Annotated in this window: 24 protein-coding genes; 12 read left to right on the forward strand and 12 right to left on the reverse strand. The window is 69.4% G+C overall.

Annotated features, from left to right (window positions below):
• Positions 1-135 precede the first annotated feature (135 nt).
• The 5 genes from OHT21_RS37490 (at position 136) to OHT21_RS37510 (ending at position 6,633) form a co-directional block, all read left to right on the forward strand.
• Positions 136-789 carry a nuclear transport factor 2 family protein gene (locus tag OHT21_RS37490; protein WP_328772713.1) on the forward strand — a complete coding sequence of 218 codons (654 nt, stop codon included), beginning with the start codon at positions 136-138 and terminating at the stop codon, positions 787-789.
• Positions 789-1,409, forward strand: a complete 621-nt coding sequence (locus tag OHT21_RS37495; RefSeq protein WP_328774371.1) for a TetR/AcrR family transcriptional regulator — start codon at positions 789-791, stop codon at positions 1,407-1,409. The genes OHT21_RS37490 and OHT21_RS37495 overlap by 1 nt, the downstream gene beginning before the upstream one ends.
• A 106-nt stretch (positions 1,410-1,515) precedes the next feature.
• Positions 1,516-3,771, forward strand: a complete 2,256-nt coding sequence (locus OHT21_RS37500) for a molybdopterin oxidoreductase family protein (RefSeq protein WP_328772714.1) — start codon at positions 1,516-1,518, stop codon at positions 3,769-3,771.
• A 114-nt stretch (positions 3,772-3,885) separates the two neighbouring features.
• Positions 3,886-5,349: a CitMHS family transporter gene (locus OHT21_RS37505; RefSeq protein ID WP_328774372.1), complete on the forward strand. Its 1,464-nt coding sequence runs from the start codon at positions 3,886-3,888 to the stop codon at positions 5,347-5,349.
• 30 nt (positions 5,350-5,379) lie between these two features.
• A complete protein-coding gene (locus OHT21_RS37510) occupies positions 5,380-6,633 on the forward strand; it encodes an MFS transporter (RefSeq protein WP_328772715.1) in 1,254 nt (417 codons plus the stop codon).
• 49 nt (positions 6,634-6,682) lie between these two features.
• On the opposite strand, the gene soxR is transcribed toward OHT21_RS37510, so the two are convergent.
• Complete coding sequence (gene soxR / locus OHT21_RS37515) at positions 6,683-7,210, reverse strand: redox-sensitive transcriptional activator SoxR (RefSeq protein ID WP_328772716.1); 528 nt, start codon at positions 7,208-7,210, stop codon at positions 6,683-6,685.
• Positions 7,211-7,340: 130 nt separating this feature from the next.
• Here soxR and OHT21_RS37520 point away from each other — a divergent pair, with 130 nt between their 5' ends.
• A complete protein-coding gene (locus tag OHT21_RS37520) occupies positions 7,341-7,802 on the forward strand; it encodes a MaoC family dehydratase (RefSeq protein WP_328772717.1) in 462 nt (153 codons plus the stop codon).
• A 76-nt stretch (positions 7,803-7,878) separates the two neighbouring features.
• Here the strand turns inward: OHT21_RS37520 and OHT21_RS37525 are convergent, their stop codons facing one another.
• Both OHT21_RS37525 and OHT21_RS37530 read right to left on the reverse strand, forming a co-directional pair.
• Positions 7,879-8,505 carry a TetR/AcrR family transcriptional regulator gene (locus OHT21_RS37525; protein ID WP_328772718.1) on the reverse strand — a complete coding sequence of 209 codons (627 nt, stop codon included), beginning with the start codon at positions 8,503-8,505 and terminating at the stop codon, positions 7,879-7,881.
• Between the two features lie 139 nt (positions 8,506-8,644).
• A complete protein-coding gene (locus tag OHT21_RS37530; protein WP_328772719.1) occupies positions 8,645-8,932 on the reverse strand; it encodes a YiaA/YiaB family inner membrane protein in 288 nt (95 codons plus the stop codon).
• Between the two features lie 250 nt (positions 8,933-9,182).
• Between OHT21_RS37530 and OHT21_RS37535 the strand changes: the two genes are divergently transcribed.
• Positions 9,183-10,535: an MFS transporter gene (locus OHT21_RS37535; RefSeq protein WP_328772720.1), complete on the forward strand. Its 1,353-nt coding sequence runs from the start codon at positions 9,183-9,185 to the stop codon at positions 10,533-10,535.
• On the opposite strand, the gene OHT21_RS37540 is transcribed toward OHT21_RS37535, so the two are convergent.
• The 3 genes from OHT21_RS37540 to OHT21_RS37550 form a co-directional block, all read right to left on the reverse strand.
• Entirely contained in the window at positions 10,524-11,480 is a 957-nt protein-coding gene (locus OHT21_RS37540; protein ID WP_328774373.1) for a DMT family transporter, read from the reverse strand. The genes OHT21_RS37535 and OHT21_RS37540 overlap by 12 nt on opposite strands.
• Before the next feature lie 85 nt (positions 11,481-11,565).
• The gene (locus tag OHT21_RS37545; RefSeq protein WP_443050519.1) at positions 11,566-12,285 is read right to left on the reverse strand and encodes an ArsR/SmtB family transcription factor; all 720 of its coding nucleotides are present in this window, start codon (positions 12,283-12,285) and stop codon (positions 11,566-11,568) included.
• 43 nt (positions 12,286-12,328) lie between these two features.
• Positions 12,329-12,970, reverse strand: coding sequence for a TetR/AcrR family transcriptional regulator (locus tag OHT21_RS37550; protein WP_328772722.1), 642 nt, complete (start codon positions 12,968-12,970; stop codon positions 12,329-12,331).
• Between the two features lie 55 nt (positions 12,971-13,025).
• Between OHT21_RS37550 and OHT21_RS37555 the strand changes: the two genes are divergently transcribed.
• Positions 13,026-13,544, forward strand: coding sequence for a hypothetical protein (locus OHT21_RS37555; RefSeq protein WP_328772723.1), 519 nt, complete (start codon positions 13,026-13,028; stop codon positions 13,542-13,544).
• An 80-nt stretch (positions 13,545-13,624) separates the two neighbouring features.
• Here the strand turns inward: OHT21_RS37555 and OHT21_RS37560 are convergent, their stop codons facing one another.
• Entirely contained in the window at positions 13,625-14,227 is a 603-nt protein-coding gene (locus OHT21_RS37560) for a hypothetical protein (protein ID WP_328772724.1), read from the reverse strand.
• Between the two features lie 286 nt (positions 14,228-14,513).
• Here OHT21_RS37560 and OHT21_RS37565 point away from each other — a divergent pair, with 286 nt between their 5' ends.
• Positions 14,514-17,381, forward strand: coding sequence for a penicillin acylase family protein (locus OHT21_RS37565; RefSeq protein WP_328772725.1), 2,868 nt, complete (start codon positions 14,514-14,516; stop codon positions 17,379-17,381).
• Between the two features lie 99 nt (positions 17,382-17,480).
• Here the strand turns inward: OHT21_RS37565 and OHT21_RS37570 are convergent, their stop codons facing one another.
• Positions 17,481-18,743: an exo-beta-N-acetylmuramidase NamZ family protein gene (locus OHT21_RS37570; protein WP_328772726.1), complete on the reverse strand. Its 1,263-nt coding sequence runs from the start codon at positions 18,741-18,743 to the stop codon at positions 17,481-17,483.
• 286 nt (positions 18,744-19,029) lie between these two features.
• Between OHT21_RS37570 and OHT21_RS37575 the strand changes: the two genes are divergently transcribed.
• Positions 19,030-19,794, forward strand: a complete 765-nt coding sequence (locus OHT21_RS37575; RefSeq protein ID WP_328772727.1) for an SDR family oxidoreductase — start codon at positions 19,030-19,032, stop codon at positions 19,792-19,794.
• Positions 19,795-20,009: 215 nt separating this feature from the next.
• On the forward strand, positions 20,010-20,603 hold the full coding sequence (locus tag OHT21_RS37580) for a TetR/AcrR family transcriptional regulator (RefSeq protein WP_328774374.1): 594 nt from the start codon (positions 20,010-20,012) through the stop codon (positions 20,601-20,603).
• On the opposite strand, the gene OHT21_RS37585 is transcribed toward OHT21_RS37580, so the two are convergent.
• The 4 genes from OHT21_RS37585 to OHT21_RS37600 all read right to left on the reverse strand — a co-directional run bounded on the left by OHT21_RS37585 (position 20,600) and on the right by OHT21_RS37600 (position 23,793).
• Positions 20,600-21,850 carry an acyl-CoA dehydrogenase family protein gene (locus tag OHT21_RS37585; protein WP_328772728.1) on the reverse strand — a complete coding sequence of 417 codons (1,251 nt, stop codon included), beginning with the start codon at positions 21,848-21,850 and terminating at the stop codon, positions 20,600-20,602. The genes OHT21_RS37580 and OHT21_RS37585 overlap by 4 nt on opposite strands.
• A gap of 6 nt (positions 21,851-21,856) precedes the next feature.
• Positions 21,857-22,879, reverse strand: a complete 1,023-nt coding sequence (locus tag OHT21_RS37590; RefSeq protein ID WP_328772729.1) for a phosphotransferase family protein — start codon at positions 22,877-22,879, stop codon at positions 21,857-21,859.
• Between the two features lie 175 nt (positions 22,880-23,054).
• Positions 23,055-23,393 (reverse strand): DUF202 domain-containing protein, encoded by a 339-nt coding sequence (locus OHT21_RS37595; RefSeq protein ID WP_328772730.1) that lies wholly within the window; start codon positions 23,391-23,393, stop codon positions 23,055-23,057.
• Positions 23,394-23,400: 7 nt separating this feature from the next.
• Positions 23,401-23,793 carry a YidH family protein gene (locus tag OHT21_RS37600; protein ID WP_328772731.1) on the reverse strand — a complete coding sequence of 131 codons (393 nt, stop codon included), beginning with the start codon at positions 23,791-23,793 and terminating at the stop codon, positions 23,401-23,403.
• A gap of 683 nt (positions 23,794-24,476) precedes the next feature.
• Between OHT21_RS37600 and OHT21_RS37605 the strand changes: the two genes are divergently transcribed.
• Complete coding sequence (locus OHT21_RS37605) at positions 24,477-26,132, forward strand: FAD-binding dehydrogenase (RefSeq protein WP_328772732.1); 1,656 nt, start codon at positions 24,477-24,479, stop codon at positions 26,130-26,132.
• Positions 26,133-26,261: the final 129 nt, after the last annotated feature.

Here is a 26,261-nt window from a genome sequence, read left to right on the forward strand (position 1 = left end):
CGCAAGACATGCGGCGAGGGATGCAAGGACGTGGCCGGGAAGCGATCGGCATGATCGCGCCAATACCGCTGTAGTACCCAAGAACCCGACTTGAGGGGGATTCGCCTGTCAGACCGGTGCCTTAGTGTCACCGACATGTCGTGGACGCGCGGATTCCTCGCCGCGTTCGCCGTCTGTGCCCTCCTCGGTGCCCTGCTCGCCGGAATCACGGGCTGCGATTCGGGCGGCGGCGCGGGCGAGGGCAACGGGGCAAGGCCGTCGCCGGTGGGCAAGGTGCTGGAAGACACGGACGAAGAGGGGCGGAACTACCGTGAGGTGGACAAGAAGCGCGCACCCGAGGTCGGGATAGAAGTGCTGCCCGACGCCCGGGACGGCTGGAATGTCCGCCTGACCCTCGAGGACTTCCGCTTCACACCGGCCGGCGGGAAGGAGGCGGCCGTTCAAGGGCGCGGCTACGCCCTCCTGCGAGTGGACGGCCGCCCCGTCGCCGAGCTCCGCGACCCCACCCACCATCTGCCCGGCAGCTCCGTCACCCGCGGCACGCACAAGATCACCGTGCGCCTCCATGCCGACGACGACACCGTGTGGGCCGTCGACGGTGAACCCATCGAGAGAACCGCGGACATCACCGTCTCCGATCCCGAGCCGTCTCCCACGACGACCCCCGAGCCACCGACCACCGCTACTTCTCCCACTACGTCTCCCGCGCCGACTCCGCAGGTGAGCGAGCGGGAGCGCGACCGGCGTACAGGGGGGCGCGGTTCCCCGAACCACGCCGGAAAGGCATGATGTTGCCCGTGCCTCAAGCGACCTCGCTGCGCCGCGCGCCCGTCCAGCGCCGGAGCGCGGAACGACTGACCCGGATCCTCGACGCCTGCGCCGATCTCCTCGACGAGGTCGGCTACGACGCCCTGAGTACCCGGGCCGTCGCCGTGCGCGCCGGTGTCCCCATCGGCTCTGTCTACCGCTTCTTCGGCAATAAGCGCGCCATGGCCGACGCGCTGGCCCAGCGCAACCTCGACCGCTACGCCGAACGTGTTACCCAGCGCCTCGAAGCGGCGGAGGGGGAGGGCGGCTGGCGGACGGCCATGGATGCCGTGCTCGACGAGTACCTCGTCATGAAGCGCACCGCGCCCGGCTTCGCCCTCGTCGACTTCGGCAACCAGATCCCCGTAGGCACCCGGGACGCCGAACCCAACACCCGCGTCGCCGACCGCCTGACCGACATGCTCTCCGCCTATCTCGGCCGTGACCCGGACGGCGACCTCCGCCGTACCTTCCTGGTCGCCGTCGAGGCCGCCGACACCCTCGTCCAACTCGCCTTCCGCATCAGCCCGTCGGGCGACGAGCGGATCATCGAGGAGACGCGGGAGCTGCTGCGGTCGTACCTGGCGCGAGTGCTCGACTAAGCGTGACCATCAAGCGTGACCCTCGGAAGGCCTCCCCGCCGGGCATACCGCTCGGTATGCTCGGTGGCAGTCCGCGTGCCGACGTCGCCACCCACCCGGAGGGCCCGTGTCCACCACCACCGACTCCCGCACCGCCCTGCGCATCTGCCCCCTGTGCGAAGCCACCTGCGGGCTGACGCTCACCATCGAGGGCACCCGGGTGACCGGCGCCCGTGGCGACCGCGCCGATGTGTTCAGCCAGGGATTCATCTGCCCGAAGGGCGCCTCCTTCGGAGCCGTGGACTCAGACCCCGACAGGTTGCGTACGCCACTGGTGCGCAAGGACGGTGAGCTGCGCGAGGCCACCTGGGAGGAGGCGTTCGACGCGGTGGCGGCCGGGCTGCGTCCGGTCGTCGAGACGTACGGACCGCATGCCGTCGGCGTCGTCCTCGGCAACCCGAACGTCCACACCATGGCCGGCGCCCTCTATCCGCCCGTACTGCTCGGCGCCCTCGGCACCCGCAGCCTCTTCACGGCCTCCACGATCGACCAGATGCCCAAGCACGTGTCCAGCGGGCTGCTCTTCGGTGACGCGACCGCGATCCCCGTACCCGACCTCGACCGCACCGACCACCTGCTGCTGATCGGCGCCAACCCCCTGGAATCCAACGGCAGTCTGTGTACGGCACCCGACTTCCCCGGCAAGCTCAAGGCCCTCAAGGCGCGCGGCGGCACCCTCACCGTCATCGACCCGCGCCGCACCCGTACCGCCAAGCTCGCCGACCGGCACGTCGCCATCCGTCCCGGCACCGACGCCCTGCTGCTCGCGGCCATGACCTTCGTCCTCTTCGAGGAGAAGCTCACCGACCTCGGCGAGCTCACCGAGCTGGTGCAGGGACTCGACGAACTCCGCGATGCCGTACGGGACTTCACGCCCGAAGCCGTCGCCGAGGCGTGCGATGTGGATGCCGGTACGATCCGGGCGCTCGCCCGCGAACTCGCCGCCGCGCCCACCGCCGCCGTCTACGGCCGCATCGGCAGCTGCACCGTCCCGCACGGCACCCTGGCCAGCTGGCTCGTCGACGTGCTGAACATCCTCACCGGCAACCTCGACCGGCCCGGCGGCGCCCTCTTCCCACACGAGGCCACCGCCAAGACGCCCCGCCCCGCCGGACCCGGCCGCGGCTTCGCCCTCGGACGCTGGCACAGCAGGGTCAGCCGCCACCCGGAAGCCAAGGGCGAACTGCCCATCGCTGCGCTCGCCGAGGAGATCGACACCGCGACGGCCGAGGGCCAGCCCGTACGCGCCGTCATCGCCATCGCCGCCAACCCGGTCCTGTCCACACCCGACGGCGACCGTCTCGACAAGGCGCTCGACTCGCTCGACTTCATGGTCAGCGTCGACCCGTACCTGAACGAGACCTCCCGCCACGCCCACGTCGTCCTGCCGCCGCCCCCGCCTTCGCAGAGCCCGCACCACGACTTCGCCTTCAACCACTTCGCCGTACGCAATCAGGTCCGCTACACCCGCGCCGCCGTCCCCCTCGAACCCGGCCGCATGGCCGAGACCGAGATCCTCGCCCGGCTCGTCCTCGCCGCGACCGGCATGCACGGCACCGACCCCTCCGCCGTGGACGCCATGGTCATCGACCAGACCCTCGGCAAGGCCGTCAAGGACCCGCACTCCCCGGTGCACGGCCGTGACCCCCGCGAACTCGCCGCCCTGCTCACCGGCGACAGCGGCCCCGAGCGACGGCTCGACATGATGCTGCGCCTCGGCCCGTACGGCGACGGATTCGGCGTACGACGGGAAGGGCTGACCCTGGACAAGCTGCTGGACCAGCCGCACGGCATCGACCTCGGACCGCTCCAGCCGCGCCTTCCGCAGCCCCTCAAGACCCGCAGCGGACGCGTCGAACTGCTGCCGCAGCCCATCGCCGACGACCTGCCACGCCTCAGGGACGCCCTGCGTCAACGCCCGGACGGCCTGGTCCTCGTCGGCCGCCGTCATCTGCGCTCCAACAACAGCTGGATGCACAACATCCCCGCCCTGACCGGCGGCACCAACCGCTGCACCCTGCACCTCCACCCCGACGACGCCGCACGCCTCGGGATCGCGGACGGGGACTCCGTACGGATCAAGGGCGCCGGGGGAGAGCTGACGGCTGAGGCCGAGGTCACCGACGGCATCCGGCGCGGGGTCGTGAGCCTCCCGCACGGCTGGGGTCACGACCGGCCGGGCACTCGTATGAGCCACGCCGCCACCGACCCCGGAGTCAACGTCAACCAGCTTCTCGACGGCTCGCTGCTCGACCCGCTGTCGGGCAATGCGGTCCTCAATGGCATATCCGTAGAGGTCTCGCCAACAGGGACAACGCCCTGACCAGGCTTTTTGCGCTTATTGCTCGCACGTCAACGTCTTGTTAACGCTTGTGTCGCCGCCCTAACGTCGCCCCAACCGCCGGCCCTGGTGGCTGTTCAAGGGCGAACGTTAGGTATCCACATGCTCACCTTCCTTGGCTTCGCCATGATCGCGACCTTCCTGGTCCTGATCATGATGAAGAAGATGTCGCCGATCGCGGCGCTCGTACTGATCCCGGCACTCTTCTGTGTGTTCGTCGGAAAGGGTGCCCATCTCGGCGACTACGTCATCGAAGGAGTGGGCCAACTCGCGCCCACCGCCGCGATGCTGATGTTCGCCATCGTCTACTTCGGCGTCATGATCGACGTCGGGCTCTTCGATCCGATCGTTCGGGGCATCCTGAAGTTCTGCAAGGCCGACCCCCTCCGCATCGTCGTCGGTACGGCCCTGCTCGCCGCGATCGTCTCGCTCGACGGCGACGGCTCGACCACCTTCATGATCACGGTCTCGGCGATGTACCCGCTCTACAAGCGCCTCAAGATGAGCCTGGTCGTGATGACCGGCGTCGCCGCCACCGCCAACGGCGTCATGAACACCCTCCCCTGGGGCGGCCCCACCGCCCGCGCCGCCACCGCGCTCAAGCTCGACGCCGGCGACATCTTCGTCCCGATGATCCCGGCCCTCGCCGTCGGCCTGCTCTTCGTCATCTTCCTCTCGTACGTACTCGGCCTCCGCGAGCGCAAGCGGCTCGGGGTGCTGAGCCTCGAAGAGGTCCTGGAGTCGGACAAGGTCGTCCTGGAGAAGGAGGACGAGAAGCAGCCGGAGACCGAGACGGTGCTGGTGGGCGCGGGTGCCGGTGGCTCCGGGGACGGCAAGGGCCGCACGGGCAAGACCACCGGCGGCGCGGGCTCCGGGACGGATGCCGTGGCCGCGGACGATGACGAGGACGACGTACGGCTCCAGGGTCTGGACCCCAACCGGCCGACGCTGCGCCCCAAGCTGTACTGGTTCAACGCGCTGCTCACGGTCGCCCTCCTCACCGCGATGATCATGGAGTGGCTGCCGATCCCGGTCCTGTTCATCCTGGGTGCCGCGCTCGCCCTGACCGTCAACTTCCCGCACATGCCCGACCAGAAGGCCCGCCTCGGCGCCCACGCCGAGAACGTCCTCAACGTCTCCGGCATGGTCTTCGCCGCCGCCGTCTTCACGGGCGTCCTCCAGGGCACCGGCATGGTCGACTCCATGGCGAAGTGGCTCGTCGACGGCATCCCCGAGGGCATGGGCCCGCACATGGCGATCGTCACCGGCTTCCTGAGCCTGCCGCTCACGTACTTCATGTCGAACGACGGCTTCTACTTCGGCGTCCTGCCGGTGCTCGCCGAAGCCGGCGCCGCACACGGCGTCTCGCCGCTGGAGATCGCCCGCGCCTCGCTCGTCGGCCAGCCGCTGCACATGTCCAGCCCGCTGGTGCCCGCCGTATACGTCCTCGTGGGGATGGCGAAGGTGGAGTTCGGCGACCACACCAAGTTCGTGGTCAAGTGGGCTGCGCTGACTTCCCTCGTGGTACTCGGTGCGGGGATCCTGTTCGGAATCATCTGATCCCCTTCTTCCGACCCCTTGGAGGACCCCGTGAGGCCCGGTGGGAACCGCGGCTGGCTGCTACGCCTCGTCATCGCCTTCAGCTTCGCGCAGGGGGCGGTGTCGATGGCCCGGCCCGCCGTCTCCTACCGGGCCCTCGCGCTGGGCGCGGACGAGGCCGCCGTCGGTGTGATCGCGGGCGTGTACGCGCTGCTGCCGCTGTTCGTCGCCGTACCGCTGGGCCGCAGGACCGACCAGGGCCGGTGCGCGCCCCTGCTGCCCCTCGGCGTCGTACTGATCGCCGGCGGCTGCGCCCTCAGCGGTGTCGCCAACTCCCTGCTCGCGATGGCGGCGTGGAGCGGAGTGATGGGCCTCGGTCACCTCTGCTTCGTGATCGGCGCCCAGTCGATCGTGGCCCGCCAGTCCGCCCCACACGAACAGGACCGCAACTTCGGCCACTTCACCATCGGCGCCTCCCTCGGCCAACTGGTCGGACCGATCGCCGCGGGCGCCCTGATCGGCGGCCCCGATATGGCGGGCACCAGCGCGCTGGCCCTGATCGTCGCCGGCGCGGGAGCCGCCGTCGCGTTCACCTCGCTGTGGCGCATCGAGCACCGTACGCCCGCCAAGTCCCGTACGGCCCAAGGGAAACGGGTCCCCGTCCACCGCATCCTGCGCCGCCGGGGCGTACCGGCGGGCATCTTCATCAGCCTCGCCGTCCTGTCGGCCACGGACATCCTCACCGCCTACCTGCCGGTGGTCGGCGAGCACCGCGGCATCCCGCCGTCCGTCATCGGCCTGCTGCTCAGCCTGCGCGCGGCGGCGACGATCGCCTGCCGACTGGTGATGGGGCCGATGCTGCGCCTGCTCGGCAGGGCCGCCCTGCTCTCCTCGACCTGCCTGCTGGCAGCCGCCCTGTGCGCGGGCATCGCCGTGCCGGTCCCGGTCTGGGCGCTGGCCGTGATCCTCGCGGCACTCGGCTTCTGCCTGGGCGTCGGCCAGCCCCTCTCCATGACCACGGTCGTCCAGGCCGCCCCACCCGACGCCCGCTCCACCGCCCTCGCCCTGCGCCTGACCGGCAACCGCCTGGGCCAGGTCGCGGCACCGGCCGCGGCGGGTCTGGTGGCGGGCGTCGCAGGGGTTGCGGCCCCGTTCGTGATGCTCGGCGCGCTGCTGGTGATCGCGTCGGGACTGGGGCTGCGACAGGGACGTATCGCCGACAAGGACGCGGACGAAGACGAGGACGAACCGGGGGAGCGGGCGGAGCGTACGTCCTCGTCGCCACCGCAACGCGAGAGCCGCTGAGCCCGACTGCTCGGCGGGCGAACGGGCGGGTGCCCGGAAGCCAGCTGTGTCAGCAGCTGCCCTCGGGCTCACACGCCCGCTCTCGCTGCCCGGCGGACTTGCGCTGCTTGGTCCCGGCGGGGCGACGCTCCACCATGAGCCGCGAACCGCTCTGCTTCTCGCCGAACACATCGTCCGGGTTGGAGAGCACGCAGTTCTCCAGGGACAGACAGCCGCAGCCGATGCAGTCCGTGAGATGGTCGCGCAGCCGGCTCAACTGCTTGATGCGCTCGTCGAGTTCGGAGCGCCAGGCCTCCGAGAGATGAGCCCAGTCCTCCCGCGTCGGCGTGCGTCCCTCGGGGAGCTCGGCGAGGGCGTCGCGGATCGTGGCCAGCGGGATGCCGACGCGCTGCGAGGCCCGTACGAAGGCGACGCGGCGCAGCGTGTCACGGGAGTAGCGGCGCTGGTTGCCCGCGGTGCGGCGGCTGCTGATGAGGCCCTTGGACTCGTAGAAGTGCAGGGCGGACACGGCGGCGCCGCTGCGGGCCGACAGCTGTCCCACCGTGAGTTCGTGGATCTTCTCTGGAATCTTGGGCATCACTCGAAGCCTACCCAGTTGTCAGGGCCCGGCTTCCCGCGCTCCGGGTCCGTTGACAGAGGCTCCGTACCCGACGATGCTAAGCAGTCGCTTAGGCATGCAGGACCGAGCACGCGGGAGGCCAGGACACATGGCAGAGCCGAAGATCTTCACGTCCGCCGACGAGCTGAAGGCGGCGGTGGGCGAGCAGTTGGGGTACAGCGACTGGCTGGAGGTCGACCAGAAGCGGATCGACCTGTTCGCGGACGCGACCGGCGACCACCAGTGGATCCACGTGGACCCGGAGAAGGCCGCCGCCGGGCCGTTCGGTACGACCATCGCGCACGGCTATCTGACGCTGTCGCTGCTGCCCTCGCTCGTTCCGCAGATCCTGCGCGTCGAGGGCGCGAAGATGGGCGTCAACTACGGCACCAACAAGGTGCGCTTCCCGTCCCCCGTACCGGTGGGCTCGCGCCTGCGCGCCACGGCGGTGCTCAAGGAGGTCGCGGAGGCCGGCGGCGGAGTCCAGGTCACGGCCGCGGTGACCGTGGAACGCGAGGGCGGCGACAAGCCGGTATGCGTGGCGGAGTCGGTGTCGCGCTACTACTTCTAGACACGTCAGCGCGTACGTCCCAGACACTTCAGGGCGTACGAAGCTGCCGACGGCCGGAGACTCCTGGCAGCGGGAGCTACTTGCTCGCCCCCACCATCCGCAGCACGAGGTCGGCGTATAGCGCGCCGACCTCGTCCGGCGTCCGAGAGCCGTCCACGTTGAACCAGCGGGCGACATCGACGCACAGCGAGAGCACGGCGAGCGTGGTGCCGCGCACGTCGGGCACATCGAACTCGCCGCTCGCGACGCCGTCCTCGATGATCCCGCGCACCTCGGCGTCGACCTGGCGGCGCAATGCGATGATCTCGGCACGGGCGGCCGGACCGAGCGAGTCCAGTTCGTACTGCACGACCCGCGCGGTGGTGCGCCCCCCGGCGTGCCAGCGCACGAACGAGCTCACCGCGTCCGCGAGCCGCTCCGTCGCACTGCCCTCACCCCGGGCAGCCGTCCGCAGAACGTCGAGAGCCCTCTCGTGCCCGATCCTGCTGATCCGGTGGAGCAGCTCTTCCTTGGTCTTGAAGTGGATGTAGAGCGCGGCCGGACTCATACCGGCCCGGCCCGCGATGTCCCGCGTCGTCGTCGCGTGGTACCCGCGCTCGGCGAAGGCCTCCACCGCGGCGACGAGCAGCCGCCGCGCCGCGTCCGGGGTGACCTCGGCCCAGGGCGGCATCTCGCCGCCGGCCGTTTCCTCCGCCGTACTCATCGCTGTTCGCCCCTTCTCGGCTGTCAGTTCTCCACTGACCGGACTGTCCACTGGCAGGACGAACCACGATACCTCGCCACCTGAGCGAGCGCTTAGCCCGCGTGCTGCCCGCGCAGCGCACGGACCGGGCGACCGGAGGTCACAGCTTCTCGAAGGGGTCGTGCTCCGCGAGCAGCTTCTCCAGGCGGGCCTGGTCGACCCGGCTGACGATCTGCCCGGCCTCCTGCCGGTCCCGGATCACCTTGGCCAGCGTGAAGGCCGAGGTGACGAGGTAGAGAACGGCGATCGCCAGGAAGCCGCGCACCCATGCGTCGGCGTCGAGGCGGAGAATGCCGACGGCCGTCGCGGCCATGGCGACGGCGAACGAAGCGACCGCCTGGCCGTAGAAGGCCGCGGTGTTCTGCTGCTTGACAGGTGTCTCACTCATGCGGACAAGAATCGGCGGATGTGGCCGCGGCCACATCCGCCGGGATACTCAGCCGATCCCAGCCGGATACTCAGACGGCCCTGCCTGGGACCCGTGCCTGAGGCCCCTGCCTGAGACCCGTGCGTGAGGCCCGTGCGTGAGGCCCGTGCGTGAGCTGCGTGAAAACCATACGTGCACGACCGTTGACCTACATACCGTCCGGTCAGTACGTTCCCCCGAACGTCCCCGCACCCACCGGAGTGTGCACAAAATGGACACTGCACCTTCCGCGCTCCCCGGCGCGACCACCAGCCCCGACACCAGACACCGCCGCAAGGTGGCGACCGCCGCCGCCCTCGCCTCCGCCGTCGAGTGGTACGACTACTTCGTCTTCGGTATCGCCGCGGCCCTCGTCCTCGGAGACCTGTACTTCCCCGCAGGCAGCCCCTCCGCAGGAGTCCTCGCCTCGTTCGCGACCTTCGCCGTGGGCTTCCTCGCCCGTCCGCTCGGCGGAGTCATCGCGGGCCACCTCGGCGACAAACGAGGCCGCAAGCCCATGCTGGTCCTGGCCCTGACCCTGATGGGCGTGGCCACCACCGGCATCGGCCTCCTCCCCACCTACGCGACGATCGGCATCGCCGCCCCCATCCTCCTCGTCGTCCTGCGCATCATGCAGGGCATCGCGGTCGGCGCGCAGTGGGGCGGCGCGATGCTGCTGGCCACGGAGTACGCCCCCGAGGGCAAGCGCGGCGTCTACGGCAGCGTCGTCCAACTCGGCGTCCCCATCGGCGTGGTGACCGCCAACTCCGTCTTCCTGCTCGCCGGCGCCTTCACCAGCGAGTCCGCGTTCGCGTCCTGGGGCTGGCGGGTGCCGTTCCTGATCGGGCTGCTCGTCCTCGGGCTCGCCTGGTACATCCACACCCGCGTCGAGGAGACCCCCGAGTTCCGCCAGGCCGAACAAGCCCTGGCCGAGAAGGAGAAGGGCGAGAAGAGCTCCCCGCTGCGCACGATCCTGCGCGGCCACCTCGGCACGGTGTTCCTCGCGGGCGGCTCGTTCACCGTGAACACCGCCACGTTCTACATCCTCATCACCGGCGTCCTCGACTACACCACCCGCGAACTCGACATGGAACGCGGCGCCGTCCTCACCGTCTCGCTCTGCGTCAGCCTCAGCCAGCTCGTCCTGATCCCCGCCTCGGCCGCGCTCTCCGACCGCGTAGGCCGCATCCGGATCTACGGGTTCGGCGCGGCCGGGATCGCCCTGTGGGCCGTACCGATGTTCCTGCTGATCGACACGGGCTCACTGCTGTGGCTGGCCGTCGGCACCTTCGTCGCCAGTTGCTTCCTCAGCATCATGTACGGGCCCCAAGCCGCCCTGTTCGCCGAGCTGTTCACCCCCGAGATGCGCTACACGGGTGCCTCGCTCGGCTACCAGATCGCGGCCGTGTTCGGCGGCGGACTCGCGCCCTTCGTGATGGTGCTCCTGCTGGAGGCCACGGACACCTCGATGTCGGTGTCCGCGTACATCATCGGACTCGCCGTGATCGCGCTCGTGTCCATCAAGGTCCTTGCGGACAGGGCACGTTCGGCCGCTGCCTCGGATTCGGCCGGGTCAGAGGGCTGAGTCCGGGGCCCGCTCGGGTCGTGGCTCCGGAACCGCTCCCGGAGCCGCGATCCGAGCGGCCCGTGGCCGGGACCGCGACACGGCGACGCCCGCCAGACACACCAGCCCGCCGACGAGGGTGATCCAGCCCGGCACCTCGTCGAGCGCCAACCAGGACATCAGCACCACCAGGGCGGGCACAGCGTAGGTCGTCGCGCCCATCTTCCCGGCCGTCGTACGGGCCAGCGCGAAGGCCCAGGTCGTGAACGCGAGCGCGGTCGGGAAGACGCCCAGATACAGCATGTTGAGCGTCGCGGACAGCGGGGCGTCACCGGCCTCGGACACCAGCTGACCGGCGAACGGCAGACAGGCCACCGCGCCGATCACACAGCCGTACGTCGTCACCTGGAGCACCGAACCGTGCCGCAGAGCCGGCTTCTGCGCGACGACCCCACCCGCGTACGCCACCGCCGCGAGCAGACAGAGCAGCACACCGAGTACGGATGCGCCGCCCTCGCCGGACATCGACAGACCGACAACCGCCGCGCCCACGAACGACACCGCCATCCCCGCCAGCAGCCGCGGCGGCAGCCCCTCCTTGAGCAACCACCCCGCGAGCAGGGCCATGACCAGCGGACCGACGTTCACCACCAGGGCGGCGGTACCCGCATCGACCTTCTGCTCACCCCAGTTGAGCACCACCATGTACAGCCCGAACCAGAGCAGCCCGGACACCACGATCCCCGGCCAGGCGGCCCGCGGCGGCAACCCCTCGCCGCGTACAAGACAGATGATCCCGAGCACCAGCGCCCCGGCCGCCAGCCGCCCGAGCGCCAACGCACCCGGCGAGTACGCGGCTCCCGCACTACGGATCGACACGAACGCGGACGCCCACAACACAACGGTCACCGCCGCCGCTCCGGCGGCCAGCAGGTCCATACGACGGGCGGACAGGGGAGGCTTCATCACGCTCCTGAGGCTAGGTGGGTGGAGGGGGAATGGCTCGCGGATTTCCGACGGGCGCCAGGGCCGCCGTGCGAGTCAGCGGAGGTCAGCGGAGCGTCTCCGGCTCGATTCCCAGCAGCTCCGCGAAGGCGCGCTCGCCCTTGTCCGTGACCTTCACGGCTCGAGCCGAGCCGATGCGTACGCACCAGCCCGCGTCCAGTGCGTGCCGGCACAGGGCGGCGCCCACGAGGCCGGCGAGGTGCGGTCGGCGTTCGGTCCAGTCGAGGCAGGCCCGGGCGAGGGGCCGCCGACTGGTGCGTACGAGGGGAATGCCCTGCTCGTCGAACCAGGCGAGCCCGCCGTCCGTGAGCGCGAACCCGGCGTCCTGGCGCAGCAGTTGGAGCCCGGTCAGGGCGTCGGTGACGGCGATGCCGAGACGCCCGGCGAGGTGGTCGTAACAGGTGCGCCCGCGGGCCATCGCGGAACCGGCGCCGGACTCCCGCAGACTGCGCGGCCGCTCCGTGCCCGGCGCGAGGTGCGCGGTGAGTTCCTCCACGAGCTGGGCGACCCGTGCGTCGGCCAGTCGTACGTAACGGTGCCGCCCCTGCCGTTCCTCGGCGAGCAGTCCGCCCGCGACCAGCTTGCCGAGGTGTTCGCTCAGCGTGGAGGGGGCGACCCCGGCGTGCCGCGCGAGCTCACCCGCGGTCCACGCGCGCCCGTCGATCAGGGCCAGCAGACACGCGGCGCGCGTCTCGTCGGCGATCAGTCCGGCGAGCCGTGCCAGCCCCGGTGCCTGCGGTTCCCTCGTGGTCATGCCTCTCAGCATCGGGCACGGACACTTCGGCGCCCACCGAAGTGTCGCTCAATCGCTAAGCAGTCCTCCGCACCTGCTCGTACTGTCGCGTCAGCCCGTCCAGGAGCGCCGTGAGCCCCGTTTCGAAGGCCCGCTCGTCGATCTTCTCCTGCTGCTCGGCGAGGAGGTGGGCCTGTCCGAGGTGGGGGTAGTCGGCGGGGTCGTACGCGCTCTCGTCGTCCACGAAGCCGCCGGCGAAGGAGCCGAGGGCGGAGCCCATGATGAAGTACCGCATCAGCGCGCCGATGGACGTGGCCTGCGCCGGCGGCCAGCCCGCTTCGACCATCGCGCCGAACACCGCGTCCGCCAGGCGGAGCCCGGCCGGGCGGCGGCCGGGGCCGCGCGCGAGCACCGGGACGATGTTCGGGTGGTCGCGCAGGGCCTCCCGGTAGGAGACGGCCCAGTCGTGCAGCGCGGTTCGCCAGTCCCGGCCGTCCTCGAACATCGACAGGTCGACTTGCGCGCTCACCGAGTCGGCGACCGCCTCCAGAATCTGGTCTTTCGTACGGAAGTGGTTGTAGAGCGAGGGCCCGCTCACTCCCAGTTCGGCTGCGAGTCGACGCGTGGAGACGGCGGCCAGCCCCTCGGCGTCCACGAGCGCCCGCGCTGCCGCGACGATGCGGTCGGTACTGAGCAGGGGCTTACGCGGGCGGGCCATGGCGGACATGGTAGGGCCGAGGCCCCAGGCCCACTGAACGAAGAGGAGAGCGCCCATGAGCGTCGCCATCTGTTCCCTGATGTGGCAAGCCGCCCACTCGGGGCCCCAGAGGATCACATACGACCGGGACGGCTACCACTTAGTGCGCTTCCCGTACGTGACCGGCGAGGAGCAGTACGACCCCTGGAACATGCACGACCCGGCGCACGGCGGAGACTCCGCATCGAAGTTCCCCGACGCGCGCTCCGCGCTGATCTGGCCCAGCCACGACGGCTGGGGCGTGCTGTCCGCGATGGTGTTCTGGCAGCCGGACGCCCGCGCGCACGAGTACCGGGCGCGCTTCGTCCGCGACCCGCTGAACGCCACCACGGGTTACAACTCCACGGCCACCACCGACATCCAGGCGACCCGCGGCGGCCAGTACCGCACCTATGTCTGGCAGATGTTCGTCCACCCGGGAACGCCGCTCGGCCTGAAGATCTCGGCGCGCGGAACCGGTGACACGAAGATCGCCGTGCCGATATTCCACGCCCAGTTCAAGCTCGCCATTCACACGGACGTCGTGCAGCCGTAGGCACCACTTGTCTCGGCTTCAGTTGCACGGGCCTCACGTGCACGGGGGTGCGGTTCCACGGTGGCGCACCCCCGTCGTGCTCACACCGAAACCAACAACCGCCCCCGCCTGGACTCCGCCAGGGCCTCAGGCGTCAGAACGGGACGCGGAACCACTATTCCGCAGTCCGTGCAGACCGGGCCCGAGGACGGCTCATGGGCCAGGTCGTACTTCCAGATGAGGCGGTCGCCCGAGCACACCGGGCAGACCGAGCCGGGCTCGCGCTCCAGGGCCGCGATGAGTCGGCGGAGTACTTCCGCCAGAGGTTCATGGGGGTGGACCCGGGGGTCGTCGCACCATGCGACGCCGCAACCGCCCCATGTCAGCCGGTGCCAGTCGTCGACACTGCCCGGCCTGCGCAGCCCGTCGTGCTTCTCCTTCCTGCGGCGCTCGGCGAACGCGTCCTCGTAGGCGAGCCACACCGAGCGCGCCTCCTCGAGTTCGTCGAGCGCGGCCACCAGCCGGGCCGGATCGGGTGAGCGGTCCTCGGGACCGAACCCGGCCCGGGAGCACAAATGGTCCCAGGTGGCCCGATGTCCGTAAGGGGCAAACCTTTCAAGGCACTTGCGCAGTGAATAACGCCGCAGTGCCAGATCGCACCTCGGATCGCGCACCTGTCTCGCCAGACTCCGGAAACCGGCCATCGTCCTGCACCTCCGTCACACCTGCACCTGAACTTCGGTCACTTCGGCGTCGTCGTACGAACGTTGCCGAATAGACGTATCGGCAGCCGATTCGGCTCCATCCGATTTCCGATGACCGCCATCAACCCTGCGAGGAACGGCATTTCAGCCGCATACCGCGCTCCTTTCAGCCAATGTCGCGTCAGTCGTCCCCGCTGCGATGCAAAAAGGTGACTCCTGCTCATCTTCAACTTCTGGGCTACCGGCGGTAACCTCCAACAGCTCATCAACGTCGGGAGGAGCACTAATGCGACGGCGCACCCCACGCACCACCCCCCACGGCCTGAGAACTCCCCGCAGAATCGCGGGGTTCCTGAAGGCCGCATCAGTGTTCGTTCTCACTGCCGGCCTGCTTGCACCGCTCCAACAGTCGGCAGCCGCCGACCCGGAGCCGAAGGTGGAGGCGACCGACTACTGCAAGGGGCAGTGCGCGGACATCCTGCCGCCGGGTGCCAACGGCAGTGCCACGCTCGCCGAGGTCCTCGGCAATCAGTTGTTCGGTACGGTGCCGCCGCACGCGGACGATCAACTCGGCCCGTACGACGCGCTGTCGTCCGGGTACCCGTCACTGACCAACGACACCCTCAAGAATTTTTACGCCGACGCTTCCTTCGGAGTTCCCTCCGACCAGGTCGCCTCCGTCACCAAGCCCCGTGACGACGTGACGATCACGCGCGACAAGAAGTACGGCATCCCCCACATCAAGGGCAGCACGCGTTACGGCACCGAGTTCGGCGCGGGATACGCGGCCGGCCAGGACCGTATGTGGCTCATTGACCTCTTCCGGCACATCGGGCGGGGCGAGTTGACCCCGTTCGCGGGCGGCGCGGAGTCCAACCAGGGTCTGGAGCAGCAGTTCTGGCCGGAGGCCCCCTACACGGAGGCCGACTTCCAGAAGCAGGTCGACTGGCTGCTCAACAACTCCGGTGAGCGCGGCAAGCAGGCCATGGAGGACGCGAAGGCCTATGTCGACGGCCTCAACGCCTACCGGGTGGCAGCGAAGAACGGCCGCTACTTCCCCGGCGAGTACGTCCTCACCGGCAAGATCGACTCGATCACCAACGTGGGCGAGATCGAGCCCTTCAAGGTGACCGACATGATCGCGCTCGCCTCCGTCGTGGGCGCCCTCTTCGGCACCGGCGGCGGCGGAGAGGTCGAGTCCGCGATCTCCCTCCTCGAGGCCCAGCAGAAGTACGGCATGGAGGAAGGCTCCAAGGTCTGGGAGTCGTTCCGCGGACGCAACGACCCCGAGACCGTACTGACCCTCCACGACGGCAGCAGCTTCCCGTACGGGAAGAAGCCCGAGGACCCGAAGGGCGTCGCCCTGCCCGATCGGGGTTCTGTCGAGAAGGAGCAGCTGATCTACGACCGCACGGGCGCCGCCCGGTCGGACGCCAAGGCGACCACCTCTTCGGTGAAGACGCCGAACAAGCTGAAGCCCCTGAAGGGAGTCTTCAACGACGGAGTGCTCCCTGAGGACCTCTTCAGCGGCGGCGCGACCAAGAAGGGCATGTCCAACGCCCTGATGGTCTCCGGGAAACACACCGCCAGCGGAAACCCGATCGCCGTCTTCGGTCCGCAGACCGGCTATTTCGCACCCCAGTTGCTGATGATGCAGGAACTCCAGGGCCCCGGCATCAGCGCACGCGGCGTCTCGTTCGCGGGCGTCGGCATGTACGTGCAGCTCGGTCGCGGCCAGGACTACTCCTGGTCGGCCACCTCGTCCCACCAGGACATCACCGACTCGTACGCGCTTGAACTGTGCGAGCCGGGAGGCGGCACCCCCACCAAGCAGTCCACGTCGTACCTCTACCGCGGCGTGTGCACGCCCATGGAGAAGATGGAGAAGACCAACGCCTGGAAGCCGTCGGTCGCCGACTCCACGGCAGCCGGCTCCTACCGGATGCAGGTCTTCAGAACGAACTACGGCATCGTCACGCACCGCGCGACGATCGACGGCAAGCCCTACGCGTACACCACTCTGCGCTCCACGTACCGTCACGAGGCCGACTCGATCATCGGCTTCCAGATGATGAACGACCCCTCGTACGTGAAGGACGCGAAGTCCTTCCAGAAGGCGGCACAGAACGTCTCGTACGCCTTCAACTGGTTCTACGCGGACTCCCGTGACACCGCCTACTACATGAGCGGCAGTCACCCGGTGCGCGCGAAGGACGTCGACGGGTCCTTCCCGGTGAAGGCCGAGAAGGGGTACGAGTGGCGGGACTTCGACCCGGAGCACAACACCGCCGCACTCGCGCCGCCCGCCGAGCATCCGCAGTCGCTCAACCAGGACTACTACATCTCCTGGAACAACAAGCAGGTCAAGGACTTCAGCGCCGCCAACATGAGCATGGGCGCGGTCCATCGTGGCGATCTCCTCGACGACCGGGTGAAGAAGCTCGTCGACAAGGGGGGTGTCACCAGGGCGTCCCTGACCAAGGCGATGGCTGAGGCCGCGGTCGTCGATCTGCGCGGCGAGCAGGTGCTGCCGGAACTCCTCAAGGTTCTGCGCAGCAAGCCGATCAGTGATCCGGCGCAGGCCAAGGCGGTCGACCAGCTGGAGGCCTGGCTGAAGGCGGGTGCTCAGCGCAACCAGACGTCCGCGAACTCCAAGAAGTACGCGCACTCGGACGCGATCCGGGTCATGGACGCCTGGTGGTCGCAGCTCGTCGAGGCCCAGTTCAAGCCGGGGCTCGGGCAGGGGCTGTATGACGCGCTGACCACGGAGCTCACGGTCGACGAGTCACCGTCCGCGGGCCACGGCCCGACCGGTTCGCACGCGGGCTCGGCCTTCCAGTACGGCTGGTGGGGCTACGTCGACAAGGACCTCCGTACGGTCCTGGGTGACCCGGTGGAGGGCAAGCTGGGCCGCACGTACTGCGGCGACGGCGACCTCGACAAGTGCCGGACCACTCTGCTGACGAGCCTTGGCCAGGCCGCGGCCAAGCCCGCCAAGGAGGTCTACCCGGGCGACGACAGCTGCTCGGCCGGCGACCAGTGGTGCTCGGACGCCATCGTCCAGCGGGCGGTCGGTGGCATCAAGCACCGGCCGATCCAGTGGCAGAACCGGCCCACGTATCAGCAGGTCGTGGAGTTCCCGGCGCATCGGTAGGCGTCGGGAACGGGTCCCTGCGGGGGCGTAGCGGTTCTCGCCGGCGGCGGGGGCGGGGTTTCCTCGCCCCCGCCGCCGCCCGTTGGTGCCCTGTGGTGCTCAGCGGTACAGCAAGTACTTCCGGCGCTGGCGCCGGAACGCCGTCAGTTCGTCCTGCCAGGCCGCCACGATCTCGTCGGTGCCTGCACCCGCGTCGATCATCGTGCGTACGCGCGTGGAGCCGGTGAGCTTGTCGATCCAGTTGTCGGGCCGCCAACTGAAGCCGTCCCAGACCTTCTTGGCGGTGACGAGGAGCGCGATTCCGGTGCGTACGGGGTCGTAGGCGTCCCGGTCGTGGACATGGATCTGTACGCCGCCGACCGTCTTGCCCTGGAACTTGGAGAACGTGGGAGCGAAGTAGGCCTCTCTGAAGTGCACACCGGGCAGCCCGAGTTGATTGGCTTCCAGGGCCCATCGCCGGTCGATGCCCTCCGCGCCGAGCAGTTCGAAGGGGCGGGTCGTACCGCGTCCCTCCGAGAGGTTCGTGCCCTCGAAGAGACAGGTCCCGGAGTACACCAGGGCGGTGTCGGGTGTCGGCATGTTCGGGCTCGGCGGCACCCAGGGCAGCCCGGAGCTGTCGTAGAACTCCGAGCGCTTCCATCCGCTCATCAGGACCGTATCGAGCGGCACCGGGTCGGTCAGGAACTCGCCGTTGAACAGCCGGGCCAGCTCCGCGACCGTCATGCCGTGCGCCTGCGAGATCGGCTCTCGACCGATGAAGGTCGCGAACTCCTTGTGCAGCACGGGTCCTTGGGCCGTCCGGCCGGTCACCGGGTTCGGGCGGTCGAGCACCACGAAACGCTTGCCCGCGAGGGCCGCCGCCTCCATGCAGTCGTACAGCGTCCAGATGTACGTGTAGAAGCGGGCGCCCACGTCCTGGATGTCGAAGAGGATCGTGTCGACACCGGAGGCCGTGAAGATGTCGGCCAGCGGCTGGCCGCTCTTCAAGTACGTGTCGTAGACGGGCAGTCCGGTCGCCGGGTCGTCGTACCGGCCTTCCGAGCCGCCAGCCTGAGCCGTGCCGCGAAAGCCGTGCTCGGGGCCGAAGACGGCGGTCAGGTTCACCCGGTCGTCGGCGTGCATGACGTCGACGATGTGGCGGGCGTCTCGGGTGATGCCTGTGGGGTTCGTGACGATGCCGGTTCGCTGGCCGCTGAGCTGGGCGTAGGAGTTGGCGGCGAGGGTCTCGAAACCTGTCCGTAGGTGCCTGGGGCGCTTGGCGGAGGAGGACCGCTCGGTGGAGGAGGCCTGGGCCTGGGAGGCCGGGGTGAGTGACGCTGCTGCCGTTGTCGCTGCGAGGAGAGCTCGTCTGGATAGGCGCATGGGGGGACGGTATTGCTCCCGCAGGCTGTGGGGGAAGCTGCCGGTTGTCTGGGCTTGTCGCTCCCCCACTCTCGGCTTCGCTCGAGCGGGGGGACCCCCATCGCGGCGGAGCCGCTGATGTCACAGCCTCGGGCCCCTGGGTTCGTTGGGGCGCCGCGGGCCGGTGCGTTGTGGCTGACGGCTCAGTACAGGGCGTGTGTTCCCTTCCCCAGCACATACCGACCGGTTAGTCTGGCTTCCTTCAGTGGAGCCGATTCTCGTCGCGTCGTGGTGAGGGAGACCGAGGGTGGAAGCCTTTCAGGATGCCGGAGTGGTCGTCACCGGGGCGGGCGGTGGGATCGGGGCCGCGTTGGCTCGGCGGTTCGCCGCTGAAGGGGCTCGGGTTGTCGTCAATGACCTGGACGGTGTGAAGGCCCGGGCCGTTGCCGAGGAGATCGGTGGCATCGCGGTGCCCGGAGATGCCTCCGCGATCGTGGCCGAGGCTCGTGACGTACTCGGTGGCACGGTGGACGTCTACTGCGCCAACGCCGGGCTCCCGTCCGCGGGTACGGAAGCCGCCGATGAGAAGGTCTGGGCGGCGGCCTGGGATGTGAACGTGATGGCGCACGTGCGTGCGGCGCATGAGTTGATCCCCGGGTGGCTGGAGCGGGGCAGCGGCCGGTTCATCTCGACTGTCTCGGCTGCCGGGCTGCTCACAATGGTCGGCGCCGCGCCCTACAGCGTCACCAAGCACGGGGCCTACGCCTTCGCCGAGTGGCTGTCGCTCACGTACCGGCATCGCGGCATCAAGGTGCACGCGATCTGCCCCCAGGGCGTACGGACCGACATGCTGGCCGCCACGGGCAGCGCGGGCGATCTTGTGCTCCAGCCGACCGCCATCGAGCCGGAAGCGGTTGCGGACGCGCTCGTCGCGGGCATCGAGGAGGACCGTTTCCTGATCCTGCCGCACCCCGAGGTTGCCGGGTACTACCAGGCACGGGCCGCGGACCCGGACCGGTGGCTGACGAGTATGAACCACATTCAGCAGAAATGGGAGGCCGACGGAGGGTGACGACTCACCTGTACGCGGTCAAGTCGGACCCCGGCGCACCGGCTCCGTTGCGAGGAGAGAGACTGTCCACGTACAAGACCCGTGCCAGGTCGTGAACCTGCCCTGCTTGCCGAAACCGGGCAGTGAGAAGATCCTCCGGCGGGAGCTGCTTACGCACAACGTCAGTGCGGGCAGCGCGGAAAACGGTTGTGACCCTCGAAAGGCAGGTGGCGGCGGTGCCCAAGACGATGGAAGGGGACGGTACGCCCGTTCCGAGGCGGCTGCTGGCGGCCGCCACCAGACTCTTCGCCGAGCAGGGGTACGACCGCACCTCGGTGCAGGAGATCGTCGAGGCGGCGGGCGTCACCAAAGGCGCGCTGTACCACTACTTCGGCTCCAAGGACGATCTGCTGCACGAGGTGTACGCGCGCGTGCTGCGCCTGCAGCAGGAGCGGCTGGACGCCTTCGCGGGCGCCGAGGCACCCGTCGAGGAGCGGCTGCGGGGGGCCGCTGCCGACGTGGTCGTCACCACGATCGAGAACCTCGACGACGCGGCGATCTTCTGGCGCTCCATGCACCACCTCAGCCCCGAGAAGAACAAGCAGGTACGCGCCGAGCGCCGCAGCTACCACGAACGTTTCCGCGCCCTGATCGAAGAGGGCCAGGAATCGGGCGTCTTCTCCAAGGCGACGCCCGCCGACCTGGTCGTGGACTACCACTTCGGCTCCGTCCACCACCTGCCGACGTGGTACCGCCCCGACGGCCCGCTGAGCCCGCAGCAGGTCGCCGACCATCTCGCCGACCTGCTGCTACGGGCCCTGCGCCCCTAGAGGTACTGCTTGATCTCGCGGCGTGCCAGCGAGCGCTGGTGCACCTCGTCCGGACCGTCCGCGAGCTGCAGTGTGCGGGCGCTCGCCCAGAGTTCGGCCAGCGGGAAGTCCTGGCTGACGCCGCCCGCGCCGTGCAGCTGCACGGCCTTGTCGAGGATGTCGACGACCGTCCGCGGAGTCGCGATCTTGATCGCCTGGATCTCGGTGTGCGCACCGCGATTCCCGACGGTGTCCATCATCCAGGCCGTCTTCAGGACCAGCAGCCGCAGCTGCTCGACGGCCACGCGCGCGTCCGCGATCCAGTTCTGTACGACGCCCTGCTGAGCGAGCGGCTTGCCGAAGGCGGTGCGCGAGACGGCTCGGCGGCACATCAGCTCGATGGCCCGTTCCGCCATGCCGATCAGCCGCATGCAGTGGTGGATACGACCCGGACCCAGCCGCGCCTGCGCGATGGCGAAGCCGCCGCCCTCCTCGCCGATCAGATTGCTCACGGGAACTCGCACCCGGTCGAAGACGACCTCCGCGTGCCCGCCGTGGGAGTGGTCCTCGTAGCCGTACACCTGCATCGCACGGCGGACTTCGACGCCCGGGGTGTCGCGGGGCACCAGCACCATGGACTGCTGACGGCGGATGTCGTCCCCGTCCGGGTCCGTCTTGCCCATCACGATGAAGATCTTGCATTCCGGGTTCATCGCCCCGGAGATGTACCACTTGCGGCCGCTGATGACGTACTCTCCCCCACTCTCGGCTCCGCTCGAGCGGGAGGTACCCCCCTCGTCGCGCTCGATGTGCGTGGTGATGTTCGTGGCGTCCGAGGAGGCCACCTCCGGTTCGGTCATCGCGAACGCCGAGCGGATCTCACCGGCCAGCAGCGGCTGTAGCCACTGCTTCTTCTGCTGCTCGTCGCCGAACTGCGCGAGCACCTCCATATTGCCCGTGTCGGGCGCCGCGCAGTTCGTCGCCGTAGGCGCCAACTGCGGGGAACGGCCGGTGATTTCGGCGAGCGGCGCGTACTGGAGATTCGTCAGCCCGGCCCCGTACTCGGTGTCCGGCAGGAACAGATTCCACAGCCCCTGCCGCCGCGCCTCGGCCTTCAACTCCTCTACGACAGCGGGGGTGTCCCACGGCGAGGCGAGCTTGGCCCGCTGTTCATGAGCGACTGTCTCGGCCGGATAGACGTACTCGTCCATGAAGGCGAGCAGCTTGGCCCGCAGCTCCTCGGTGCGCGCGTCGAAAGCGAAGTCCATGGCTGATCAGCCTTCCTGAAGGGTGGTCAGACCGTGCTCGATGAACACGGGCACCAGCTCGCCGATGCGGTCGAAGCCCGCGCCGACCGTCTGGCCGAGCGTGTAGCGGTAGTGGATGCCTTCGAGGATCACGGCGAGCTTGAACCAGGCGAACGCTGTGTACCAGGAGACGGCGGTCACGTCGCGCCCCGAGCGCGCGGCGTACCGTTCGATCAGTTCGGCCGGCTCCGGATGCCCGGCGGCCTCGGCGGTCGTGGACACCGGAGAGTCGGGCGCGCCGAGCGGTTGGCTGTACATCACCAGCAGCCCGAGGTCCGTGAGCGGATCACCGAGCGTGGACATCTCCCAGTCGAGGATGGCGTTGATCCGGTCGCCTTCCCCGATCAGTACGTTGTCCAGGCGATAGTCGCCGTGCACGACGGTGGCCGTGGGGGAGTCCGGCAACTCGCGCCCGAGCGCGGCATGCAGCTCGTCTATACCGGCCAGCTCCCGATTGCGGGAGGCGTCCAACTGCTTTCCCCAGCGCCGCAGTTGCCGGTCCAGGAAGCCCTCGGGACGGCCGAAGTCCTCCAGCCCCACCTCGGCGGGCTCCACGGCATGCAGTTCGACGAGCGTGTCGACCAGGCTCAGCACCGCGTCGCGGGTGCGCTCAGGGCCGAGCGAGGCGAGCTGTTCGGCCGTCCGGTACGGGGTGCCCTCCACGAAGTCCATGACGTAGAACGGCGCGCCCAGTACCTCCGTGTCCTCGCACAGCAGCACCGGACGCGGCACAGGCACGGCCGTCGGGTGCAGCGCGCTGATCACCCGGTGCTCGCGCTTCATGTCATGCGCGGTGGCCAGCACATGGCCCAGGGGAGGCCGCCGTACGACCCACTGCGCGCTGCCGTCCGTCACGGCGTACGTGAGGTTCGACCGTCCGCCTTCGATCAGCCGGCCCGTCAGCGGGCCGTGCACCAGACCGGGCCGCTCGGCGTCGAGCAGGCCGCGCAGTCGGTCGAGATCGAGACCTGGCGGGTGGTCTTGGCTCATCGTGTTCCTCCGTACGCCGGTGTATGGGGTTCTCTCATGATGCCGACCGGTCGGTATGTCGTCCAGTGCGGCGGCGAAACGTGATCGGTCTTTTCGCGGGTCTCGATCGCGCGGGGTCTGCTGTTCGCTACCCGGCCTGCGCAAATGTACGCGAGCGGGTCCGCGCCCCGGGTCTTCACAGCACCAGCACCGCCGCGCACCCGGCCAGGGCCACGGTGCACAGGGCGGCGGCACTCGCGTGCCTCGGGCTGAGCGCAGCGGGGCCGCTCCGCTCGGTCGTCGTCAGGGTGCTGATGCGGTGATGGGCGACGGTGAGGAAGCCCAGCCAGAGTGCTGCGCACAGGGCGCAGGTGAGGACCCCTGCGGCCGTCGGGCCGCTGTGCAGGGCGCTTCTGGCGGCCAGTACGGCGACGACGGTGCCGGCGAGGGTCGTACGGCGCCATGCGAGCCGCGTACGTTCCGGTTGCAGGCCGGGGTCGCGGGTGGCCTGAGGGCCGTGGTCGGGTGTGGTCATGTCGCTGTCAGCCTTCCCAGCCGAAGAGCACGATCACGACCATCGCGATGGCGACGATCGCGATCACGATGCTCAACAGGGCGGGGAAGCGGGACACGGGCAGGTCCTCGCCCCTGCGCATCGCTCGCTCGCAGCGTACCCAGTGGTTCACTGCGCGCAGCGAGCACAGGACGCCTGCGGCGAGGAGGCCGAGGGCCAGGCCTACGCGCCAGCCCCACCGGAGGTCTGGCAGGAACTGATCCACCGCGAAGCCGCCGCCGATCAGGGCGAGGGCTGTGCGCAGCCAGGCCAGGAACGTGCGCTCGTTCGCGAGCGAGAACCGGTAGTCCGGCGTGCCGCCGTCCTCCCGGATTCGCGCCGGGGCGAACCACAGGCGGACGTTCCGCGCAAATTCGATCACATCAGGACCCTATATGGGCGGGGGGTGGCTGCTGGGTGGGTGGGTTCGGTGCATGGGCGACTGCGGGTCCGTCGTGGCGGTTCCTTTCCCCAGCCCCGCCCCTTCCCGAAACTGGGGGCGCGCCCCCCAGGCCCCGCTGCCTCCGGCGGGGTGGGTGGGGTGCCTACCGGGGTGGTGGGTGACAGTCGTGTCGCGGCTGCGGGTGCGTTGTGGCTGGTCGCGCAGTTCCCCGCGCCCCTGGAGGGGCGCTCCCGGAACCGTCCGCGACAAAGCTCACCAGTCGCCATGCTCGCCAGCCACAGCGAAACCGGCAGCTTTCCGCCGGTGGGAGGGGACGTGGGCCGGTGCGTCCTATGCCCGTCGCCTAGCTTCGGTCTGGGCACACCAGAACCCTGTGTCAGCAAGGGGCCGTATGCCCTGTTGGCGACGGGCTGACGCACCGGACCGCGGCCCCGCACCCACCACCCACCTCAGGGGCGCGGGGCTGTGTCAATTTGCGGCTCCGCCGCGTGGGCGCGACCAGCCACAACGGACCGTCAGTCGACAACGAACCCAACCGCTGGAGGCAACCCGCACCAAAAAACGAACCCAACCGCCCAACCGCCGGAGGCAACAGGTTGACGCAGTCACGTCGCGTGGCCAAGGATCTGACCGACCAGTAACAAGCCGAGGAGGGCCTGCTCATGGCGTACGACGCAGATGTGATCGTGATCGGGGCGGGCCTCGCAGGGTTGGCGGCGACCGCGGAGCTCGTCGATGCCGGTCGCAAGGTGATCCTTCTCGACCAGGAGCCGGAGCAGTCCATCGGCGGCCAGGCGCACTGGTCGTTCGGCGGACTGTTCTTCGTGAACTCGCCCGAGCAGCGCCGTATGCGGATCAAGGACAGCCATGCCCTGGCCCTCCAGGACTGGATGGGCACCGCGGCGTTCGACCGCGAAGAGGACCACTGGCCACGAAAGTGGGCCGAGGCGTACGTCGACTTCGCGGCCGGCGAGAAGCGGCCCTGGCTGCACGCCCAGGGCGTACGGTTCTTCCCGGTAGTCGGCTGGGCCGAACGCGGCGGCTACGACGCGAACGGCCACGGCAACTCCGTACCGCGCTTCCACATCACGTGGGGAACCGGGCCGGGTCTCGTCGAGCCCTTCGAGCGCAGAGTGAGAGCCGGCGTCGCGCGCGGGCTCGTACAGCTCAAGTTCCGCCACCGCGTCACCGGCCTCTCCCGCAGCGCGGGCACGGTCGACACGGTCACCGGCGAGATCCTGGAGCCCTCGAACATCGAGCGGGGCCAGGAGAGCAGCCGCACCGTCACCGGCGCCTTCGAACTGCGCGCGCAGGCGGTGATCGTCACCTCCGGCGGCATCGGCGGCAACCACGACCTCGTACGGGCCAACTGGCCCCAGCGGCTTGGCAGTCCGCCGGAGCGGATGATCTCCGGCGTGCCCGCGCACGTCGACGGCAAGATGCTCGCCATCGCGGAGGACGCGGGCGCGCGCCTCATCAACCGCGACCGCATGTGGCACTACACCGAGGGCATCCAGAACTGGAACCCCATCTGGGACAACCACGGCATCCGCATCCTGCCCGGACCGTCGTCGCTGTGGCTGAATGCGCGCGGCAAGCGGCTGCCCGTGCCACTCTTCCCGGGCTTCGACACGCTCGGCACGCTGGAGCACATCATGAAGACCGGGTACGACTACACGTGGTTCGTGCTCAACCAGCGGATCATCGGCAAGGAGTTCGCGCTCTCGGGTTCGGAGCAGAACCCTGATCTGACCGGGAAGTCCGTCAGGGACGTCTTCGTACGGGCGCGGGCGGACGTGCCCGGTCCGGTGAAGGCGTTCATGGACAACGGAGTCGACTTCGTCGTCGAGAAGGACCTCAGCGCACTCGTCCGCGGCATGAACGCGCTCACGAAGGAGCCGCTCCTCGACGAGGCCGTGCTGCGCCGCGAGATCACCGCGCGCGACCGGGAGATCGCGAACCCGTTCACCAAGGACCTCCAGGTCACGGCGATGCGCGGGGCACGCAAGTTCCTCGGGGACAAGCTGATTCGTACGGCTTCACCGCACCGCATCCTCGATCCCAAGGCCGGCCCGCTGATCGCCGTACGGCTCAACATCCTCACCCGCAAGACGCTCGGCGGCCTGGAGACGGACCTCTCCTCGCGCGTGCTGACCGAGGGCGGGGATCCGCTGCCCGGCGTGTACGCGGCGGGGGAGGCGGCCGGATTCGGCGGCGGGGGAGTGCACGGATACCGCTCCCTGGAGGGGACGTTCCTCGGCGGCTGTCTGTTCTCGGGCCGGACGGCGGGCCGTGCGGCGGCGAAGGCGGTGAGCTGAGGGGCGAGTTGAGGGGAAAAGGTGAGGGCTGGGGCTCAACTCCCGGCCCTCGTTGCCCACTTCCAGTGGTGTACAGACACAAATAAGCCATTTGTAAGGCTTGACGTGGGCCTTGGGTGGAGGTTGGCT

This window comes from Streptomyces sp. NBC_00286, assembly GCF_036173125.1.
In the GTDB taxonomy this organism is placed as follows: Bacteria; Actinomycetota; Actinomycetes; order Streptomycetales; family Streptomycetaceae; genus Streptomyces.

What these genes read in the sequence shown, in the direction of transcription:
- OHT21_RS37490 (WP_328772713.1), top strand. Translation starts at nt 136, where the DNA reads ATGTCGTGGACGCGCGGATTCCTCGCCGCGTTCGCCGTCTGTGCCCTC.
- OHT21_RS37495 (WP_328774371.1), top strand. Translation starts at nt 789, where the DNA reads ATGTTGCCCGTGCCTCAAGCGACCTCGCTGCGCCGCGCGCCCGTCCAG.
- soxR (WP_328772716.1), bottom strand. Translation starts at nt 7,210, where the DNA reads ATGCCCAAGATTCCAGAGAAGATCCACGAACTCACGGTGGGACAGCTG.
- OHT21_RS37520 (WP_328772717.1), top strand. Translation starts at nt 7,341, where the DNA reads ATGGCAGAGCCGAAGATCTTCACGTCCGCCGACGAGCTGAAGGCGGCG.
- OHT21_RS37525 (WP_328772718.1), bottom strand. Translation starts at nt 8,505, where the DNA reads ATGAGTACGGCGGAGGAAACGGCCGGCGGCGAGATGCCGCCCTGGGCC.
- OHT21_RS37530 (WP_328772719.1), bottom strand. Translation starts at nt 8,932, where the DNA reads ATGAGTGAGACACCTGTCAAGCAGCAGAACACCGCGGCCTTCTACGGC.
- OHT21_RS37535 (WP_328772720.1), top strand. Translation starts at nt 9,183, where the DNA reads ATGGACACTGCACCTTCCGCGCTCCCCGGCGCGACCACCAGCCCCGAC.
- OHT21_RS37540 (WP_328774373.1), bottom strand. Translation starts at nt 11,480, where the DNA reads ATGAAGCCTCCCCTGTCCGCCCGTCGTATGGACCTGCTGGCCGCCGGA.
- OHT21_RS37545 (WP_443050519.1), bottom strand. Translation starts at nt 12,285, where the DNA reads ATGCTGAGAGGCATGACCACGAGGGAACCGCAGGCACCGGGGCTGGCA.
- OHT21_RS37550 (WP_328772722.1), bottom strand. Translation starts at nt 12,970, where the DNA reads ATGGCCCGCCCGCGTAAGCCCCTGCTCAGTACCGACCGCATCGTCGCG.
- OHT21_RS37555 (WP_328772723.1), top strand. Translation starts at nt 13,026, where the DNA reads ATGAGCGTCGCCATCTGTTCCCTGATGTGGCAAGCCGCCCACTCGGGG.
- OHT21_RS37560 (WP_328772724.1), bottom strand. Translation starts at nt 14,227, where the DNA reads ATGGCCGGTTTCCGGAGTCTGGCGAGACAGGTGCGCGATCCGAGGTGC.
- OHT21_RS37565 (WP_328772725.1), top strand. Translation starts at nt 14,514, where the DNA reads ATGCGACGGCGCACCCCACGCACCACCCCCCACGGCCTGAGAACTCCC.
- OHT21_RS37570 (WP_328772726.1), bottom strand. Translation starts at nt 18,743, where the DNA reads ATGCGCCTATCCAGACGAGCTCTCCTCGCAGCGACAACGGCAGCAGCG.
- OHT21_RS37585 (WP_328772728.1), bottom strand. Translation starts at nt 21,850, where the DNA reads ATGGACTTCGCTTTCGACGCGCGCACCGAGGAGCTGCGGGCCAAGCTG.
- OHT21_RS37590 (WP_328772729.1), bottom strand. Translation starts at nt 22,879, where the DNA reads ATGAGCCAAGACCACCCGCCAGGTCTCGATCTCGACCGACTGCGCGGC.
- OHT21_RS37595 (WP_328772730.1), bottom strand. Translation starts at nt 23,393, where the DNA reads ATGACCACACCCGACCACGGCCCTCAGGCCACCCGCGACCCCGGCCTG.
- OHT21_RS37605 (WP_328772732.1), top strand. Translation starts at nt 24,477, where the DNA reads ATGGCGTACGACGCAGATGTGATCGTGATCGGGGCGGGCCTCGCAGGG.